General features: G+C 55.0%; 18 protein-coding genes. 5 read left to right on the top strand and 13 right to left on the bottom strand.

Annotation, left to right across the window (positions count from 1 at the left end; genetic code table 11):
- Positions 1-206 precede the first annotated feature (206 nt).
- Positions 207-1,628 carry an MFS transporter gene (locus tag ENTCL_RS09445; protein ID WP_013365890.1) on the top strand — a complete coding sequence of 474 codons (1,422 nt, stop codon included), beginning with the start codon at positions 207-209 and terminating at the stop codon, positions 1,626-1,628.
- A 23-nt stretch (positions 1,629-1,651) separates the two neighbouring features.
- On the opposite strand, the gene ENTCL_RS09440 is transcribed toward ENTCL_RS09445, so the two are convergent.
- Positions 1,652-2,290 carry an RpiB/LacA/LacB family sugar-phosphate isomerase gene (locus ENTCL_RS09440; protein WP_013365889.1) on the bottom strand — a complete coding sequence of 213 codons (639 nt, stop codon included), beginning with the start codon at positions 2,288-2,290 and terminating at the stop codon, positions 1,652-1,654.
- A gap of 223 nt (positions 2,291-2,513) precedes the next feature.
- On the opposite strand from ENTCL_RS09440, the gene yecR reads away from it, so the two are divergent.
- Entirely contained in the window at positions 2,514-2,855 is a 342-nt protein-coding gene (gene yecR / locus ENTCL_RS09435) for a YecR family lipoprotein (RefSeq protein ID WP_013365888.1), read from the top strand.
- 188 nt (positions 2,856-3,043) lie between these two features.
- A complete protein-coding gene (gene ftnA, locus ENTCL_RS09430) occupies positions 3,044-3,541 on the top strand; it encodes a non-heme ferritin (protein WP_013365887.1) in 498 nt (165 codons plus the stop codon).
- 33 nt (positions 3,542-3,574) lie between these two features.
- Here ftnA and ENTCL_RS09425 read toward each other — a convergent pair whose 3' ends face one another.
- Positions 3,575-3,814 carry a YecH family metal-binding protein gene (locus tag ENTCL_RS09425; RefSeq protein ID WP_013365886.1) on the bottom strand — a complete coding sequence of 80 codons (240 nt, stop codon included), beginning with the start codon at positions 3,812-3,814 and terminating at the stop codon, positions 3,575-3,577.
- Between the two features lie 192 nt (positions 3,815-4,006).
- Here ENTCL_RS09425 and tyrP point away from each other — a divergent pair, with 192 nt between their 5' ends.
- Positions 4,007-5,218 (top strand): tyrosine transporter TyrP, encoded by a 1,212-nt coding sequence (tyrP, locus tag ENTCL_RS09420; protein WP_013365885.1) that lies wholly within the window; start codon positions 4,007-4,009, stop codon positions 5,216-5,218.
- Between the two features lie 42 nt (positions 5,219-5,260).
- Here the strand turns inward: tyrP and ENTCL_RS09415 are convergent, their stop codons facing one another.
- On the bottom strand, positions 5,261-5,926 hold the full coding sequence (locus ENTCL_RS09415) for a YecA/YgfB family protein (RefSeq protein ID WP_013365884.1): 666 nt from the start codon (positions 5,924-5,926) through the stop codon (positions 5,261-5,263).
- A 454-nt stretch (positions 5,927-6,380) separates the two neighbouring features.
- On the opposite strand from ENTCL_RS09415, the gene ENTCL_RS09410 reads away from it, so the two are divergent.
- The gene (locus tag ENTCL_RS09410) at positions 6,381-7,052 is read left to right on the top strand and encodes an SOS response-associated peptidase (protein WP_013365883.1); all 672 of its coding nucleotides are present in this window, start codon (positions 6,381-6,383) and stop codon (positions 7,050-7,052) included.
- Here the strand turns inward: ENTCL_RS09410 and ENTCL_RS09405 are convergent.
- The 10 genes from ENTCL_RS09405 to ENTCL_RS09365 form a co-directional block, all read right to left on the bottom strand.
- Entirely contained in the window at positions 7,045-8,313 is a 1,269-nt protein-coding gene (locus ENTCL_RS09405; RefSeq protein WP_013365882.1) for a Y-family DNA polymerase, read from the bottom strand. The genes ENTCL_RS09410 and ENTCL_RS09405 overlap by 8 nt on opposite strands.
- Before the next feature lie 2 nt (positions 8,314-8,315).
- The gene (locus tag ENTCL_RS09400; protein WP_013365881.1) at positions 8,316-8,735 is read right to left on the bottom strand and encodes a translesion error-prone DNA polymerase V autoproteolytic subunit; all 420 of its coding nucleotides are present in this window, start codon (positions 8,733-8,735) and stop codon (positions 8,316-8,318) included.
- Between the two features lie 147 nt (positions 8,736-8,882).
- Positions 8,883-9,272: a tail fiber assembly protein gene (locus tag ENTCL_RS09395; protein WP_013365880.1), complete on the bottom strand. Its 390-nt coding sequence runs from the start codon at positions 9,270-9,272 to the stop codon at positions 8,883-8,885.
- Positions 9,269-10,942, bottom strand: a complete 1,674-nt coding sequence (locus tag ENTCL_RS22400; protein ID WP_013365879.1) for a hypothetical protein — start codon at positions 10,940-10,942, stop codon at positions 9,269-9,271. The genes ENTCL_RS09395 and ENTCL_RS22400 overlap by 4 nt, the downstream gene beginning before the upstream one ends.
- A 27-nt stretch (positions 10,943-10,969) precedes the next feature.
- Positions 10,970-14,497 (bottom strand): TipJ family phage tail tip protein, encoded by a 3,528-nt coding sequence (locus tag ENTCL_RS09385; RefSeq protein WP_013365878.1) that lies wholly within the window; start codon positions 14,495-14,497, stop codon positions 10,970-10,972.
- Positions 14,498-14,548: 51 nt separating this feature from the next.
- Positions 14,549-15,136, bottom strand: coding sequence for a tail assembly protein (locus ENTCL_RS09380; RefSeq protein WP_044611932.1), 588 nt, complete (start codon positions 15,134-15,136; stop codon positions 14,549-14,551).
- Between the two features lie 52 nt (positions 15,137-15,188).
- The gene (locus ENTCL_RS22905; protein ID WP_013365876.1) at positions 15,189-15,614 is read right to left on the bottom strand and encodes a YajG family lipoprotein; all 426 of its coding nucleotides are present in this window, start codon (positions 15,612-15,614) and stop codon (positions 15,189-15,191) included.
- 31 nt (positions 15,615-15,645) lie between these two features.
- Complete coding sequence (locus ENTCL_RS09375) at positions 15,646-16,356, bottom strand: C40 family peptidase (RefSeq protein WP_013365875.1); 711 nt, start codon at positions 16,354-16,356, stop codon at positions 15,646-15,648.
- 1 nt (position 16,357) lies between these two features.
- Positions 16,358-17,113, bottom strand: a complete 756-nt coding sequence (locus ENTCL_RS09370) for a phage minor tail protein L (RefSeq protein WP_013365874.1) — start codon at positions 17,111-17,113, stop codon at positions 16,358-16,360.
- Entirely contained in the window at positions 17,110-17,457 is a 348-nt protein-coding gene (locus ENTCL_RS09365; protein ID WP_013365873.1) for a phage tail protein, read from the bottom strand. Before ENTCL_RS09365 ends, ENTCL_RS09370 begins: the two co-directional genes overlap by 4 nt.
- Position 17,458: the final 1 nt, after the last annotated feature.

Genomic DNA, 17,458 nt, shown 5'->3' with positions numbered 1-17,458 from the left:
GTGATGCCCCGGTTTGTTATTCAGGTGTTACTGTCTGCGGGTAATAATATGACATACATCACAAAAATCAACCGAGTTGTGATGCCTGTCGCAAAGAAAATTCCTGAAATGTTAAATAATTCAACAAAAATGCTGAAAAATCCTGTAGTTATGGATTCTACAAATTTTGTAAATTTTATAAAAATTTTTGATACGGTAAGGCATTAATGAACGAGAATAGCCCCCGCACAGAGCAGCGCGGCGTATCGCCGGCGGCATTGCTGGTCGCCGGCGCGTTTTTCATGGAGTTTCTTGACGGCACGGTGATCGCGACCGCGCTGCCCGATATGGCGACCAGCTTCGGCGTGCAGGCCGTGGCGCTTAACGTCGGCATCAGCGCCTATCTGATTACGCTTGCCGTACTTATCCCCGCCAGCGGCTGGATAGCCGACCGCTTCGGCGCCCGCAGGATCTTCTCGCTGGCGCTGGCTATCTTCACCCTTGCTTCCGTTTTTTGCGGTCTCGCGACCAGCGTCGACGGTTTTGTCGCCATGCGCATCTTACAGGGCACAGGCGGCGCGCTGATGGTGCCCGTCGGCCGTCTTGCCGTACTGCGCACCACGCCGAAGCATCAGCTCATCACCGCCATCGCCACCCTGACCTGGCCCGCGCTGGTTGCGCCGATTATCGGCCCGCCGCTTGGCGGCTTCATCACCAGCTATGCCAGCTGGCGCTGGATCTTCTTTATCAACGTTCCGCTCGGCCTCCTTGCAATCGTACTGGCGCTGCGTATTATTCCGGACATTCGCGACGAGTCGCGACGCCCGTTTGACCTTCCCGGTTTTGTGGCGACGTCTGTCGCGATGGTCAGCCTGGTGTATGCGATGGAAACCCTGGGCGCCGGGCACGCCAGGCTGTCGGTTTCACTGGGCTTATTCACCCTCGGCATCGCCGCCTTTTTGTTTGCTGTCCGTCATTTTCGCCGCGCCGCATGGCCGATGATTCGCCTGGATGCGCTGCAGATCCCCACGTTTCGCGTCACCCTGTACGGCGGCTCGCTTTTTCGCGCCGCCATCAGCGCCGTCCCGTTTTTACTGCCGCTGCTGTTTCAGGTGGGATTCGGAATGGATCCGTTTCATGCGGGCCTGCTGGTCCTCGCCGTGTTTGTCGGCAATCTGACCATTAAGCCCGCCACCACGCCGCTTATCCGCTGGCTCGGCTTTCGCAAGCTGCTGCTGATAAACGGTATGCTGAACGTGCTGGCCCTGCTGGCCTGCGCATGGCTCACGCCGTCCACGCCGGTATGGGTTACGCTGGTCATGCTGTATCTCGGCGGGGTGTTTCGCTCCATCCAGTTTACCGGCGTCAGCACCCTGGCGTTTGCCGATGTGCCGTCCGGACAGATGAGCTATGCCAATACGCTGTTCAGTACCGCCACGCAGCTCGCCGTCGGCCTCGGGATAACCCTGGGCGCCATCGGCATTCGGCTGGGGGAGAAAGTCGCGGAGGGGTTTGCGCTGACGACGATTCCCGGGATCAGTTTTCGCCTGGCGTTTGTGTTCATCGCCCTGATATGCCTGGCCGGGATGGTGGATACGCTGACGCTGGCAAAAGAGGCGGGAAGTTCGGTATCGAGAAAAGCCCGGTAGCGCGTCTACCGGGCTATCGCGTATCAGGCGAGGATCTGGCGGACAAAAGCCTCAATCTCTTTATCCTGGCCGTGTTCAAAGAAACACTGCTGGAAGCGCAGGCCGGACACGGCCGTCTTCACGAGCTCAGGATCGATGGCGCGCAGGGTATCAAGATAGTTCTCTTTCACGACCGCGGCTTTTACCTGGTTCAGGATCCCGGCGTTGCGAACCTGCGGCTCTTTACGCTCCGGCGGATAGCCCTCGCCCTTACGCCCGGTGAACGCTTTCTCAAAGATGAAGCGCACGTTCAGCTCCGCCCCCCAGCCAAACCCTTTAGCAAACGGCAGCGACAGCGCGTTGCCGTTGTTGATTTGCGCAAACAGGAACGCGTCCGCCGGGTCGATGCAGTAGCCGCACACCACGCCCGGGTGAATGTTCAGCGACATCAGCGCCCCCTGCCCGGTGCCGCATCCGGTAACCACGAAATCCACCGCTCTGGCGTTGAGCAGAATGCTGGCCATAATCCCAAGGTGAATATAGGTCAGATGGTGATCCTGCTCATCGCTCATCCCGACGTTAAATACCGGGAACCCTTTTTCACTGGCGACGGCGTTAAGTTCATTAAGGATGACGGCATTTTTGCCTGCCTGGCTGTTTTCCATCATCAGTGCGATTTTCATTCATTTTCTCCTGCGTGGTTTTCGCGGTAAACGCGTATATACCTCCACTTTACGCGACAAAAAACATGGATTCAATTTTTATGAAATCAGGTTTTATAAACTAAAAAGGGAGTCACACTTTTGCCGTTGCGAAAACTGGCGCACGATCCAGCGGCTTTTCTCCGCATTGCCGACCGGCTGGCGCGGTACCATACTGCGATCAGCCATTTACGCCGAGTGAGCCATGAAAAAAACCCTCCCCGTTGCTGTTATACTCCTTCTTAGCGCCTGCACCGTTCCCCGTCAGGCCAGCGTCAGCAGTGTCGATGCCAACAGCGGCATCGTTCGCCTCAGCTATGGCCAGGCGGTGCTGCAGTCCGCCACTACCGATAGCTACGTTGCCAACGGCATGGCCACCAAACAATGCCAGCAGATGGGTTATGCGACCGCCTTCCCCTACGGCCAGCCGGAGGCAACCTGCACGACGATAAGCGGTTCGCTGTGTCTCAATCACACCATTACCTTGCAATATCAGTGTCGCGGGGTGACGGTGACGCCGATGACCAGCACCGGTAGTTACTGGTAATTTTACTGCCGGAATATATTACCGGCGGTAAATATAATTATTCTCATTTTATTATTTAACAGCTGCAATGCGTGTTATTCCCATTTGCATTTAACAACTTTTGTTTTTCATTTTACCTTTTGCAAATAAAACAATAACAAATTATAGTGACGCCTGATTTTCATCACTTTTTATTCTGGAGCACTATCATGCTGAAAGCTGAAATGATTGAAAAACTGAATGAGCAGATGAACCTTGAGCTTTATTCTTCCCTGCTGTATCAGCAGATGAGCGCATGGTGCAGCTATCACAGTTTTGAAGGTGCTGCCGCGTTTCTGCGTCGTCATGCGCAGGAAGAGATGACCCACATGCAGCGCCTGTTCGCCTACCTGAGCGATACCGGAAACCTGCCGCGTATTAATTCGATTCCGACGCCGTTTGCTGAATATGATTCTCTGGATGCGCTGTTCCGCTCCACCTATGAACACGAGCAGTTAATTACTCAGAAAATAAATGAGCTGGCGCACGTCGCCATGACCAGCCAGGATTATCCGACCTTTAATTTCCTGCAGTGGTACGTTGCTGAACAGCATGAAGAAGAGAAGCTGTTTAAATCCGTTATCGATAAGCTGACGCTGGCCGGTAAAAGCGGCGAGGGTCTGTATTTTATCGATAAAGAACTGTCGACCCTCGACGCGCAAAATTAATTCCCGGGCGGCGGCATCTTTATGCCGCCCCGTTTAATGGCGGCAGATTTTTTCCGGTACCGTTGTGAATCCAGCATCCGCCGGAACAAATTTGCCTTTACGCTGTAAAAATTCCACCAGTTCCCCTGCCGACATATTTTCCGCCGAACAGGTATGAAAACGCGCCGCGGCGCCAAACTGCGCCTTAATCGCCGCTTCAAGGCTTTCTGCCGTATACGACTCTCCCGAGGCAATCATCATTTGTAATACCTCGTGACCATGAACTGAAGACATCCGCACCTCCGTAAATAAAAATCACCATAACATGCATTACAGATGCGCATTTTGCGCTGGCGCAGGTTTTAACGCCCTTACGGTGTAAACATATAATTACACACACTGTAATTGAGATTTGACGAAAACAGTGATTTAACATACTCTGCGCGGCATATTTTGTTGTGGTTATCCAAAGAGACAGAGGAATCCGTGAAGAACCGCACCGTTGGAAGTATTTTAATCGTTGCCGGTACCACGATAGGCGCAGGGATGCTGGCAATGCCGCTGGCCTCCGCGGGCGTCGGTTTTGGTGTCACCCTGGCGCTACTGTTTTGCCTGTGGGCGCTGATGTGCTACACCGCCCTGCTGCTGCTGGAGGTGTATCAGCACGTTCCCGCCGATACGGGGTTAGGATCGCTGGCGCAGCGCTATCTGGGCCGCTACGGCCAGTGGGTGACCGGGTTCAGTATGCTGTTCCTGATGTATGCCCTTACTGCGGCCTACATCAGCGGCGCAGGCGAACTGCTTGCTTCAAGCCTGAACCAGTGGCTTAACGCCAGCTTATCGCCTGCCGCGGGGGTGCTGATGTTTACCGGCGTGGGCGGCGCGGTTATCTGCGTCGGCACGTTCCTCGTCGATCTGTTCAACCGCTTTCTTTTCAGCGCCAAGATTATCTTCCTGGTGGTCATGCTGGCGCTGCTGCTGCCACATATCCACCAGGTCAACCTGCTGACGCTGCCGTTGCAGCAGGGTCTGGCGCTGTCGGCCATTCCGGTCATTTTTACCTCATTTGGATTCCACGGCAGCGTGCCAAGCATTATCAGCTATATGAACGGCGACCTGCGTAAACTGCGCCGGGTCTTTATCATTGGCAGCTTCATTCCGCTGGTCGCCTACATTTTCTGGCAGCTTGCGACGCTCGGCAGTATCGATTCGCCGGTGTTCAGCGCCCTGCTCAGCAATCATGCCGGGCTCAACGGCCTGCTGCAGGCAATTCGCGAGGTTGTCGCCTCGCCGCACGTTGAGCTGGCGGTGCACCTTTTTGCCGATCTGGCGCTGGCCACCTCATTCCTCGGCGTCGCACTGGGCTTATTTGACTATCTGGCCGACCTGTTCCAGCGTAAAAACTCCGCGGGCGGGCGCATACAAACCGGCGTCATCACCTTCCTGCCGCCGCTGGCGTTTGCCCTGTTTTATCCGCAAGGGTTCGTCATGGCGCTGGGATACGCGGGCGTCGCCCTCGCCGTGCTGGCGCTGATCGTTCCTTCGCTGCTGGCGATGAAAAGCCGTCAGCGGCATCCTGGCGCGGCATGGCGCGTTGCGGGAGGGCGACCGGCGCTCTGGCTGGTATTGCTCTGCGGTATTGCGGTGATAGCGATTCAGGCCGCCATTGCGACCGGGCTGCTGCCAGCCGTCGGCTGAGTTGACGTGGTAAAACAAACGGCCCCATCGCGGGGCCGTTTTTCATTTCAGGCAGCAGTTTTTATATTTCTTGCCGCTGCCGCAGGGGCACGGATCGTTGCGCCCCGTTTTGTTGTCATTCTTCACCGGCACGTTTACCGGCGCCGTCTGCGGATTCGCCATCCAGTACTGATACAGCGACAGCGCCGCCGGGGTGATAGCGTCAACGCTTGCCACATACTCATCTGCTGAAAGCGCCTCCAGACGCGAGAGCTGCGCCTCATCGCCGTGCAGGGCAATCGCGTCAAGCGACGGCTGCTGGTCAGCCGGCAGCGTCGACCAGTCGCTCAGACCCACGCCGCGCATATAGCCAAAACACCACTCTTCGACAATCGTAATATCCTGGCCTTCTTCTTCGCGGGTACCGAAAAGCGGCTCAAACTGATCCGGGTAATCGCTCAGACGCTCGGCCACATCGTCCATGTGCTGAAGCGTCAGGTTAACGAAACGATCCCGTTCGCGATCGTTGGCCCAGCGCGGTACGTGCTCCGCCCCGCCCCACAGCGACAGCAGCCACTCCGCCGGTTCGATAGCGTAAGGCGCAGAGAGAATTGCGGTCAGCATGCCGTCAAGCTCGGAGACATCCATAATAGAATGGTCGTTGCCGTAGCGGGCCAGCACATCGTCCAGCCATTCGAGTTCACTTTCGTTAAGGGGTCCGGTTTTCATAAAACGTCTCAGTCAGGAGGTCAGACACGCCGTGATGATCGCATCTGTAAGGAGATAAAAGCAATGTTTGTACAAAAACAAAAAAACCACCCGAAGGTGGTTTCACGACACTGCTTATTGCTTTGATTATTCTTGTTTTCCCACTGGTACCCGGAGCGGGACTTGAACCCGCACAGCGCGAACGCCGAGGGATTTTAAAATCCTCTTCTAAATCATAGCGATCAATAAGTTAACGCTTTCAGTCCTAACATGTTTATCTGTGTTAAGCCCTGTTATTGCTGGTATCGCAAAAGTTATCTTAGGAAGAAAGCAGCCTGTTTTTCATACATTACACGACATGGCAATCACCTAACTTTCCAAAGCGAACATCATCAATGATGCGCGGTATCACACCCAAATTTCGCCCCCTCCAGTTCCACCCTTCTATACTTTTGTCATAAATCTGGAGGTAAACATGTGTGGACGTTTTTCCCAGTCACAAACTAGGGAAGAGTATCTGGCTTACCTGGCCGATGAAGCTGAGCGCGATATTCCTTATGACCCTCTTCCCATAGGTCGCTACAACGTGGCGCCGGGTACCAGAGTCTTGCTGCTAAGCGAACGTGACGAGCAGTTGCATCTTGATCCTGTTTTGTGGGGTTACGCTCCAGGATGGTGGGACAAGCCACCACTGATTAATGCCAGACGAGAAACGGCGGCAACCAGCAGAATGTTCAAACCTCTTTGGCAGCATGGCCGGGCGATATGCTTCGCTGATGGCTGGTTCGAATGGAAAAAAGTAGGAGACAAGAAACAGCCCTACTTCATTCACCGGGCCGACGGGAAGCCAATTTTTATGGCAGCGATCGGCAGCACACCGTTCGAGCGCGGCGATGAAGCGGAAGGTTTTCTCATTGTGACTTCTGCAGCGGATAAAGGGCTGATGGATATTCACGACCGCCGGCCACTGGTGCTTTCATCGGAAGCAGCACGCGAGTGGATGCGCCAGGCTATAGACGGGAAAGAAGCAGAAGAGATTATTGCCGATGGTGTAGTGCCCGCCGACAAGTTTATCTGGCACGCTGTGTCGCGCGCCGTGGGGAATGTGAAAAATCAGGGATCAGAGCTAATTGCTCCAGTCACTTAACGGTTAGCAGGTCAGAGTATCTGGTGGTGTAGCGAGGAGAAAGCATTTCACGTTTCATTTGCCATCTCTGCTGAATACCCTGCCCCGCAAAATACAAAGTACCTCGTCCGCTTTTCGCGTTAAGCAGATCCAGCACTTCCATCAGTTTCGTGCTGTTCTTCTGTGGTGCATTGTCATCAAACAGGTTGAGCTGTGCCACGCCCTGGCTGTAGAAATCCCCCAGCATGACGCCTGCCTTTTGATACCGATGCCCCTCCTGCCAGATTGCATCTAGGCAACGTGTTGCCGCACGGATAATATCCCGGCTGTCCTGCGTCGGTGTGAGCAGTTTGATCGCTGAGTTTTTGCCGTAATAAGGTTCGTTCAGTGTAAAGGGGGATGTTTTGACGAACGCAGAGATAAACCGGCAAAACTGATGCTCGCTGCGCAGTTTCTCCGCCGCTCTGGCAGCATAACTACAGATAGCCTGGCGCATGTCCTCGTATTCAGTAATGCGTTCGCCGAATGAACGGGAACAGATGATCTCCTGCTTCGCTGGCGAAAACTCCTCCAGTTCGAGGCACGGCTCGCCGCGGAGTTCCCTGACAGTTCTCTCAAGTACGACGCTAAAGTGTTTCCTGATAAAACGGATATCGGTGTCGGCCAGCTGCAGCACGGTTTTTATCCCCATTGCTTCCAGCTTCTTTGAAATCCGACGCCCCACGCCCCAGACCTCATCCACTGGCAGAGCTGCCATCAGCTTTCTCTGCCGTTCAACATTTGATAAATCCACAACGCCGCCGGTCTGTCGCTGCCATTGCTTCGCCGCGTGATTGGCCAGCTTGGCCAGAGTTTTAGTCTGGGCAATACCGACACCGACCGTAAGGTGGGTATTCTGAAGCACTGTAGCCCGAATTTCCCGCCCAAAATCCGTCAGGTCCCTGCAGTTCCGTACGCCGGTCAGATCGCAGAATGCCTCGTCAATTGAATATATTTCACAGCGCGGCGACATCGCCTCCAGCGTGGACATAACCCGGTTCGACATGTCCGCATAAAGCTCATAATTGCTGCTGAAGCACACCACACCGTAGCGCCGGAACAACTCTTTCTGCTTAAAAAACGGATCGCCCATCGTGATACCGAGCCCTTTAGCTTCCGCATTGCGAGCAATGACACATCCGTCGTTATTCGAGAGCACAGCGACCGGCCTGCCCTTCAGGTCAGGGCGAAATACGGTCTCGCATGATGCATAGAATGCGTTCACATCGCACAACGCAAACATCGCTAACTCGCCGCTTTCACGATATAGGTCACTACGCCGAAGATATCCAGATTGTCTTCGGTACCTATCGTAATCGGGGCGTAGGCGCTGTTTTCCGCCTTGAGCATGATAACCGGATGCAGCAGCAGGCGTTTGACCGTGAATTCGCCGTCAACAGCGGCAATGACGATATCGCCATGATGAGCCTTACGTGAACTGTCCACCACCAGCAAATCCCCCTCACCGATACCAGCGTCCTTCATGGAGTCGCCTGATGTTTTGACAAAGTAGGTTGCGCTGGGATGCTGAACAAGCAACTCGTTGAGATCGATTCGCTTCTCAACATAATCCTGCGCCGGGGACGGAAAACCACACGGGACGAGGGTACTGTAAAGGGGAAAGAGCTGCACAGCACGCAACTCTTTAAGTGTGAAAAACTGCATGATAATCACCACAAATAGATACTGATTATATATACAGTAGTTTTAACGAGAGAGCAGATCAACCCCTGATTTCTGGCTTTCTTGTAACCCGTTATGGAATGTGGATTTTTAGTTTTCCGGTGCTGCTAATGCCAAGCTGTAGCACTGTTATTGCTCGGGCACTAGTGGCCAGTTGATATCCGGCGCAGAGTCGAGATTGAGGGCTTTGAGGTCCTTGGCGTACTGGCGCCAGATAATCAGTTGAGACCTATCAGCATCGCTAATCATCCCGAGCTGCAAATCAAGGATCCAGTCATCCATGGTATTATTTGCTGCGGTGATTAGTTGCTGCCGACGAACTTCAGCAGCCAGAACATGGTCTTCATGAGTCATCACGTACGGCGGGTCATCCACCCAGATGTTTGTCTCCGGATAATACGTCTTAGCACCACCGACAAAATCATCTGTAACCTGTACCGGGATCGTGGATCCCCCCCATAAATCAGCGGAATCACCATATGACCTGAAATCACCCGTCCAGACATAAATTGTTTTCATGAGACCACCTTATAAACATGAATACGACAGGGAGTCGCCGTGGTGAGATTAGGTACCATGGTATGTACACCACCACCTGATGAAGAAATACATGCCAGAGCTGAACCACCGCAGCACAACTTAATCCCCAGCCCCTCTACATAGTTTGCGCTGGTACCAATCCCGCCATTCGCGTAGACAAAACCTGTAGCCCCCCACACTCCCGCAACCTGTAGTTCTGCTAAAACGATAACAGCCGTGTTATTACCAAATGGATTATCGAAAAATGCAGCACGTCCGAGTGTGGCATTACCTGCATCAATAACAGCGTGCCCAATGCGGGAATTTGTAGCATTCAGACGGCTGATCAGGTCGGTATTGATGTTTTCCAGCCGGGTAGCTAGCGTGGCGCCGTCAACACTTCCTGGATTACTGACACGACCGAACATTTGTCCACAAATGACACCACTGGCCCGTGCCGCATGAATATCTTTTGCTAAATCCGAGTATCTTTCACTGGTTTTGGAGGCACTAATCTCATAATTAACTCCCCCCATCGACGAACCACCACTCCATGCTAACGTATTTGACGTATCCCCTGTCACAGAGATTGCGCCAGAAACAGTTGGCGGATTTGCAGTGATGATTCTATTAAGTACGACCTTAATATTCGGGGCTTCACCTCGCTTGATTCCCTCCAGATCTGCTGTGCCGCCTGTCATTGCAATCTGGGCAATACTTCCCGACGTGGCGCCATTCAAATCCGGAACACGAAATTTACCTGGCGTAGCCCCCAGGGTGAAACAATGCCGTTTACCCGGATCTGCCTGCCAGGTCGCTTCGGTGGTGACCGGAAGCGTACCGGCCAGCACACTGGCGTAAGCGTCAGGATACGTTGCCTGGTCAACCTCCTGCCCGTCATAAGCGAGACCACCAGCCGGAATAGTAGCGCGCGTCGGCCACCAGAACGGCAAACCAAGCGGTAGAGTGGCAACACCTTTAATCGCCGCGACGGCATCCGCCACATTACCGACATCGGCCTTTGCCTGCTGCGCGGCGGCACTGGCAACCTCCGCATCCCTCTTCGCATTTTCAGCCTCTGTTGCTTTCCCGGCTGCATCCGCTGCACTGTTACCTGCACTGGTGGCGCTGCTCGCTGAATCAGATGCCGACTGATGCGCGGCGTCTGCACTGGTACCGGCAGCATTCTTGTCGGTAGTGACCTGCTGCGCATCGATATGCACGGTATCCGCGATGTGCTGGAGATTATCCAGATCAATACTATTGAGCAGTTCCGTAATTTTATGCCAGCTCGGGCCGGTAAAGATTGAACCGTCGGGCAGCATTACCGTGATATCGCCGCTGGCGCTGAACACCGCCTGCCAGTTGCGCTTGTCATAGTTCTGGCCGCGCAGGGCTTCCGTTGTCTGGCTGACCAGCTCCGCGGTGATACGCTGCTGTGTCTTCCATGGAACCGCTGACCAGGCAGACCCGGCTTGTGTCGGCCCCGGAAAATTGCTGATGAGCGTAACCTGCGTGTCACTGTCGACGGACTGCACCGGCAGCGTATACGTGATGCCGCCAACGGTAGCGACTATAAAATCACGGGCGGCCAGTACGGTTGTAAACGCCGTTCCGACGCCCATGACAACGGAGCTGCCATTCGCCAGCGTAATAGTTCCTGCAGACATATCGTCTCCATAGTTTACAAGGGGGAATTATGAAAATGCGCCACTACCGCGGCTTACTGTCATTTGCGGGGATTCAATCTTTCCAGCAGCACCCGTACCGCCACGCACCACCATCTGTGCCGTAACCACTGGCTTTGTCGTCCTGATGGCGTGCTGAAGCGTGACCATCGTGGTTCCGCTACCCAGATTGTAAGATCGGGTATTTCCATCTATCGTCAGCGTGACGACGCCCTGACCTGAGAACACCGCGCTGATGCATACACTCTTGGCGAAGTATTCCCCTGTCGAGTCGTTGTAGGTCATGTTCAGCGTCCCGGTATTTGTGCCAGACACGGCAACATCACCGTAAACGCCCATGTTAGCGATATCTCCGATGAAGCGGCTGGCGCGAACTGTCCCTGCAAAAGTACCGTCGGTAGCATTCACATAGCCGGTAAACGAGCCATTCGTGGCATAGACCGTGCCACGAACAATGACGTTATTAAGTTCGGCGTCACCGTTCTTCGCAATCCGCCAGCCGCTGATGCCTTTCACATAATTCAGGGAATAAATCTCGTTGCCGATTTTGGCGTTAGTGATGGTGCCGTCGTGGATAAAGGCGTCACTGATAAAGACCTGCCCGTTAATGACCGAGAACGGAGAATACTGCGCATCACCGCTGCCGCTCATCAGGACAAACTGGTTAGCGTTAAACCCGATACGCGTCACTACCGGCTTCCCGGCCTCCGCCAGCACCGCGATGCTCATCCCGGCGTTGTACATCACGCCGTTTATCCGGACCCCGGCCTTCAGCGTGTGGATCGCCGTGGCGCCGTCGGCGTCGACCGTGGCGGTCAGCTTGTCTTCCAGTGTGGCCGTCACATCGTCAATCTGCGCCTGCACCGTCGTCGAGAGCTCGGCCATGGCCTTGTCGACGTCGGCGATCGTCGTCTTCACGACGAGAATATCGGCGCGCACCGTTCCGTACTGCTCCCACTGGTGATCGACAGTGGCTTTGTTGTTCAGCGCGTTCTGCAGCGCAGCTTCCAGGCTGGTGTCAATATCACTGGTCAGGCGGTCACCGTCTTCCGACGTCAGAAAGTCACTGGCAATATCGCCCAGGTAATCATCCGCATCGGCGTTGGACATCCCCCTGATCCAGTCTGTCCATCCTGACTCATTGCCCGTTTTGTCGACCAGCTGCGCGCGGTACCAGAATATCTGCCCGGCCTTCAGCCCGAGCTGCGTGTACTCGGCTGCCGGATACGGTACATCGCTGAGCAGCATCGGCTCCGACTGATCGGAATTGGGGGTGTACTGAATTTCGGTTTTCAGGGTGTCGGCGGTGTTCTCCGGGAATCCCCAGTTCAGCCGGATACCCCAGTTGATTGCCGTGGTCATGAAGCCCACGGGTTTTGGCGGGTTGCCCACTTTCCCGGTCAGCGTTTTCTCTTCCGAGTAGCCCCAGCCGCTGGATATCTCCGCCGCGTTGATGGCACGGACGCGGACCAGATAGCGCCCGGCGTAAATTGACGGCACCTCGAAGCTGGTCGTCGAGTTGCGCGGCACGTTCACCCAGTTCCCGTCGTTGCGGCGCCACTGCGCCTCATAAGAAATGGCGTTGTCGGCCTTATCCCAGGTCGCGCGCATCGTCTCCAGGCTGATGCCCTGGTTCACGACGGAATAGCTGCCGATCACGATATTAGCCGGTGCTGCCTGATTGCCTGGCGGGATCACGCTGACCGGGCGATCGTCAATAATGGCGCCGGTATCGATACGGGCATATTTATCCGGGTCGTGTGCGGCAGCGGAAATGGTGAAGGTGCCGTCATTATTGTCGGCGACGCTGACCACCCGGTACTGCTGCGCATAGAGCGTGTCGGATTCCACCACCCAGACGCATTCCGGCTCCGGCGTTTCGCTGTACGTCGTCGTGACCGTCACCGCCTCACCGTTGATGGACTGAATGGTCCGGCTCTGCGACGCACCCGACGGCAGGTTAAGGATAAGCCTGTCGCCTGCTGCGGCATCGGGTACACGGTCCAGTGTTATCACCCGGCCATTCACCTTGCTGATGCGTCCGCCGGTGACTTTGCCGGACAGCATTTCATCCGCGACCGCGATGATATAACCCGGCTGCGGGATGTTGCCATCGAGCCCTACGGAAAACGTCACCACACGGTCTTTGTTGTTAGTGAGGATGCCCCAGCGGCCTTTACGGTTGGCTTCTGACTGCCGGGTGCAGCCAATGGCGGTCACTTCCAGCTGGTTAAAACCGTAGCGCGCCACCAGCGGCTGTTCAAAGACCGGCTCCATGGCATCAGCGTAGGCGTTTGCCGGATCCGACCAGGAAACCAGCGCCGTGGTGTAACGGGTTTTGGTGGTGCTGCTGGCGTACGTGAAAATCCCGTCGATGACGTTGGCGCGGGTATAGGAATAATCGATATCGCGCGGCATGTCCGCCAGCGCCACAATCTGATCGCCGCCCCAGTAGGTCATCCCGCGGAATATCGCCGCAAAATCCCGCAGCACGGTGTAGGCGTCGTTCCGGTCCTGTACGTACACGTTGCAGGTATAGCGCGGCTCGGTCCCGCTGCCGCCCTTCCCGTCCGGTACCCGCTGGTCGCAATACTGCGCCACCTGGTACAGCGCCCATTTATCAATATTGGCGGCTGTCAGCCGGTGACCCAGACCAAAGCGATCCGTCACCACCAGATCGTAAAAAACCCACGCCGGGTTATCGGTCCATGCCCACTTAAACGCCCCGGCCCAGGTGCCGTTATAAACCCGGGTTGCCGGGTCATAGTTGTCCGGCACACGGATAACGCGCCCGCGCGGCTCGCAGGAAATCTGAGGTATAGACCCGTTAAACTGGCTGGAATCAAACTCAACATACAGCAACGCCGTGTTGGGATAACGCAGCTTGGCGTCGATGACCTCGGTGTAACTCTGGATCGTCATTTTGTCGCCAATTTTGGCGCTGTTGGCGTCAGCGGTGAGTTTACGCAGGCGAACGGTCCAGGTGCTGGCGCCGCGGGGTAAATCGATACGGTGGCTGCGCTCATAGCCCGAGGTGGTTTTCCCGGTGACGGTGGTATTAATGACGGTTGCGAATCCCCCGCCGTTCGTCTGCAGTTCGATCGCATAGGCCACGGAATAGCCCACCAGATCGCCGTCATTCTCCTGCTTATACAGCGAGCCCCACTTGAGGCGCAGGCGCACGGCGGAGAGCTGGGTATTTGTGAAGGTATGCGTCCAGGCCGCGCTGCTGGAAACGTCCGTGCCGACATTGATTTCATTTTCGGTACCGGGTATCCCCTGAATATAGGGCTGCGCCTGATTCCCGGCGCGAAAATCCCAGGCCACGCCGCCGAAGTTCAGAGAGCCATCGGCATTCTGCAACGGCGTGCCGTCCAGGTAGATATCCCGGGCCGTCAGCGCGCCGGCGAACTCACCTTCTCCCAGCGCGATCAGGACCTTTGCTTTTGCAACAGACTGCAGGTCATCAGGTTGTTCTGTGGGGGTACGTTGTTTTGAGCTGCCACCTTTGCGGCCAGAAATTTTACGCTGTGCCATATTGCACCCATAAAAAAACCACCCGAAGGTGGTTGATGGAAAGAAGGATGGTTATTGCTTATCTTCGACGTAAATCCCCGCTGATATGATGGCGCCGCCGATCCGGCGTTTACCGTAAAGAAGCGGTACAGGGTTGCCCTGTGCTGTGGTATTCGTTACTCCGCCGAAAGCATAGGAAGCCCGGTTATCCGGATCTTGTTTGCTCGCCAGTCCTGCAGGTTGGGGGGAAAGCATTTGGATAACACCACCAGCCATAAGAGCAACACCGGGCGCCACCAGAGCTAAACTTGCACCACCAGTAAATCCGGATAGCGCATAACCAGCCACGACAAGAACAGCTCCTAAAATAGTTTGAAGTAACCCTGCTTTCTTGCTTCCTATAATTACAGGGACAACCCGAATAACCTCGCCTGTAACTGGATAACCTAAATCATCCTCACCAATATTTTTCTTTCCCTTAAATACTGCATAGGTTATCCCGCGTCGCTTACTTGACAGCATATACTTTTCAAATCCATCAACGGTGGCGGCTAATGCTCTTGTTGCTTCATGGGCTTTACTAATTAAACGATGATGAATTTTGCCAAAAACCTTCCCCAAATCGCCACCAAGTTCAATTCGCGTCATTATCTCTTGCATATTTTCACCAAATAAAAAACCTCCCAAAGGAGGTCGTTTTGAATTTAACAATTTATATTGCAGTTGGTCTTATATCTAATCCTGAGTTTGCATCGCCAGTTATTCTAAATTTCTGTAACTCACTGATACTCAAATTCGTTGAGGTCTCTTTTAGTGGTTGACCCACCTTGAAACCGCATAATCCTTTCCCTTGAGAATCACCAGAAATACCAAGAATATGGCGACCTGGCTCAACTTTTATATTCACTGTCTCACCAGTATCAATTCTTGCATATGATTTACCATCAACGGTTAATTCAACAAAGCAACCACCACCAGCAAACCAGCCTTTATCTCTAGTTACCGTTATTGTTGAACTGCCATTCCCTGAAGCCAGAATTCGCTCTGCAGGAACAGGGCGCGCATGTTCCGTTGTGACCGATTCTGTCGCACAGCCAGCCAGTATAATTGCGGACAAGACCAGAAATATTTTTCTCATATCCCATTCCCTTTGTTGATTTCCCCAAAGGTTAGCACAGAGACCTGTGGCGCAAAATCTTCATAGTCCGTTCCTGCCAGTATCCGCCATAAGGAACGCGCTGGCTCAGGTGGCCGTAAAGATGGTGCAGGAGCATATTCCCCTCCAGCAATATCCCGGCATGGTTCCACTTGTTCGCCTGTACCTGCATGATCACCATGTCACCGGGCTGCGGTGCCCCACTGAATTCCCGAAAACCGCACTCATACCAGCAGTCCTGGTAAAAGTTATCCGGGTACTGATCCTCCCACCAGGGATAATCGACACGGTAATCCGTCAGCTCAACGCCGTGCATCTGCCGGAAGTAGCTCATCACCAGCCCCCAGCAGTCGCTGTGACCGAGCACAAACGGACGCTCGAGTAATGGCAGTTCCCCGCGGGGCTGAATAGTACGCAGGTCGCCTTCCGGCCAGCTCACAATATGCCAGGGCAGCAGCGTGGCGTCGCACTGCGCTTTGTCCAGCTCGCTCGGCTGGGTGGTGGCGTCGGGATGACTGTGAACGATGGCGATCACCGTTCCCCGGTCCTCCGCTGTGGCGTAGTCCTCCGGCGACAGGTAAAAGTGCTCCGCCGGATCAGCGGCAATATTCCGGCAGGGAAGATAACGCTGTACCCGACCCTTTTGCACGACCACCCCGCAGCACTCCTGCGGGTACTCGGCGGCGGCGTGCGCCAGGATGGCATCGATAATTTTCTGCCGCATATCAGCTCCTGATAAGGGAAGTTCCCGGGAAGCCGCCAAACGGCAGCTCGTTGCCTTCCCCAAACCGCAGCCTGCACGCCGTCAGCATACCGTTGCATTCATCGCGGGAGGGATCATCGACCGGGTTATTGTGTTTGTCGAAATAGCGCGTCCCGGCGTAGTCACAGCCATCGCCGGAGCGGTACTTGTTGCGGATACACCAGGTGCACAGCGAATGCAGCTGACGCGTGGGGATCATCAGCCCCTGCAGGTCCATCGGGCTGGAGAGGGTAAACGCCACAACCTCATTCGTTTCGCTGCTCTTGGCATCGATATAAAACACCTTCAGCTTTTCCTGCAGGGGGTCCGCTGACGGGTTGCCCGCCGGGAAGTTTCTGGCGTCCAGGTACTGTGCCAGCGTGTCGTGGATGGTCACCTTCGCCTGCAGCAAATCATCATACGCCAGACAAAGCGCGGTGATGGAGCCGTCCAGGTTGGCGACCGACAGCGTGGGCTGCGCGCTGGTGCCGTCCGTTGACGTTTCGATCCCTTCAATCTGGCAGGGCCAGGCTTTGTATTCCCGCCCCTGCCACCAGAGGGATTTGGCAGGCAGTTTGTCCTCATCGCCGCCGGCGGCCGCAATTTCCTCTGGCGTGTGCGCAATATTGTGGGCATGAAAATACAGCACGCCCCCGACGCCAAAGGCGGTGCCGTCCACATCAAACAGCCGGACCGTATTGCCCGGCTCCAGTTTCTGATAATCGCAGTTAAGACTCATGGTGCAAACGCCTGTTCAAAGGTGGCCGTGACGGTTTCCACCGTCTTGCTTTTAGTGACCCGCTGGAGGCTGTCAGCCTCCACGCGCCAGAGTGTGAGTTCACCGCCGGGCGGGGTGAACGTGAACGCCTTCGTTTTGTGCCTGCGCAGGAATGCGTGGATTTCTCTGGCCGTATCTGGTTTGCCGGTAAACGAAAACGCATAGCTGAGCTCTTCGTCATGCAGACCCGCACCGCTGACCTGTTTATACCCTTCGCCAAACCGGGCCACTCTGACGGTATCCTTGCTCTTCAGCGTGGGCTGGCTGGCGGCCTGAATTCGCCAGGCAAAATGTTCAATCGCCATG

This window comes from [Enterobacter] lignolyticus SCF1 (genome assembly GCF_000164865.1).
Taxonomy (GTDB): domain Bacteria; phylum Pseudomonadota; class Gammaproteobacteria; order Enterobacterales; family Enterobacteriaceae; genus Enterobacter_B; species Enterobacter_B lignolyticus.
Note: the sequence above shows the minus strand (reverse complement) of the source record. Positions and strands in the feature narration are given on the sequence as shown.

Bases quoted from the DNA above. Each gene is read 5' to 3' on its own strand.
- ENTCL_RS09445 (WP_013365890.1), top strand. From the start codon at position 207: ATGAACGAGAATAGCCCCCGCACAGAGCAGCGCGGCGTATCGCCGGCG.
- ENTCL_RS09440 (WP_013365889.1), bottom strand. From the start codon at position 2,290: ATGAAAATCGCACTGATGATGGAAAACAGCCAGGCAGGCAAAAATGCC.
- yecR (WP_013365888.1), top strand. From the start codon at position 2,514: ATGAAAAAAACCCTCCCCGTTGCTGTTATACTCCTTCTTAGCGCCTGC.
- ftnA (WP_013365887.1), top strand. From the start codon at position 3,044: ATGCTGAAAGCTGAAATGATTGAAAAACTGAATGAGCAGATGAACCTT.
- ENTCL_RS09425 (WP_013365886.1), bottom strand. From the start codon at position 3,814: ATGTCTTCAGTTCATGGTCACGAGGTATTACAAATGATGATTGCCTCG.
- ENTCL_RS09415 (WP_013365884.1), bottom strand. From the start codon at position 5,926: ATGAAAACCGGACCCCTTAACGAAAGTGAACTCGAATGGCTGGACGAT.
- ENTCL_RS09410 (WP_013365883.1), top strand. From the start codon at position 6,381: ATGTGTGGACGTTTTTCCCAGTCACAAACTAGGGAAGAGTATCTGGCT.
- ENTCL_RS09405 (WP_013365882.1), bottom strand. From the start codon at position 8,313: ATGTTTGCGTTGTGCGATGTGAACGCATTCTATGCATCATGCGAGACC.
- ENTCL_RS09400 (WP_013365881.1), bottom strand. From the start codon at position 8,735: ATGCAGTTTTTCACACTTAAAGAGTTGCGTGCTGTGCAGCTCTTTCCC.
- ENTCL_RS09395 (WP_013365880.1), bottom strand. From the start codon at position 9,272: ATGAAAACAATTTATGTCTGGACGGGTGATTTCAGGTCATATGGTGAT.
- ENTCL_RS22400 (WP_013365879.1), bottom strand. From the start codon at position 10,942: ATGTCTGCAGGAACTATTACGCTGGCGAATGGCAGCTCCGTTGTCATG.
- ENTCL_RS09385 (WP_013365878.1), bottom strand. From the start codon at position 14,497: ATGGCACAGCGTAAAATTTCTGGCCGCAAAGGTGGCAGCTCAAAACAA.
- ENTCL_RS09380 (WP_044611932.1), bottom strand. From the start codon at position 15,136: ATGCAAGAGATAATGACGCGAATTGAACTTGGTGGCGATTTGGGGAAG.
- ENTCL_RS22905 (WP_013365876.1), bottom strand. From the start codon at position 15,614: ATGAGAAAAATATTTCTGGTCTTGTCCGCAATTATACTGGCTGGCTGT.
- ENTCL_RS09375 (WP_013365875.1), bottom strand. From the start codon at position 16,356: ATGCGGCAGAAAATTATCGATGCCATCCTGGCGCACGCCGCCGCCGAG.
- ENTCL_RS09370 (WP_013365874.1), bottom strand. From the start codon at position 17,113: ATGAGTCTTAACTGCGATTATCAGAAACTGGAGCCGGGCAATACGGTC.
- ENTCL_RS09365 (WP_013365873.1), bottom strand. From the start codon at position 17,457: ATGGCGATTGAACATTTTGCCTGGCGAATTCAGGCCGCCAGCCAGCCC.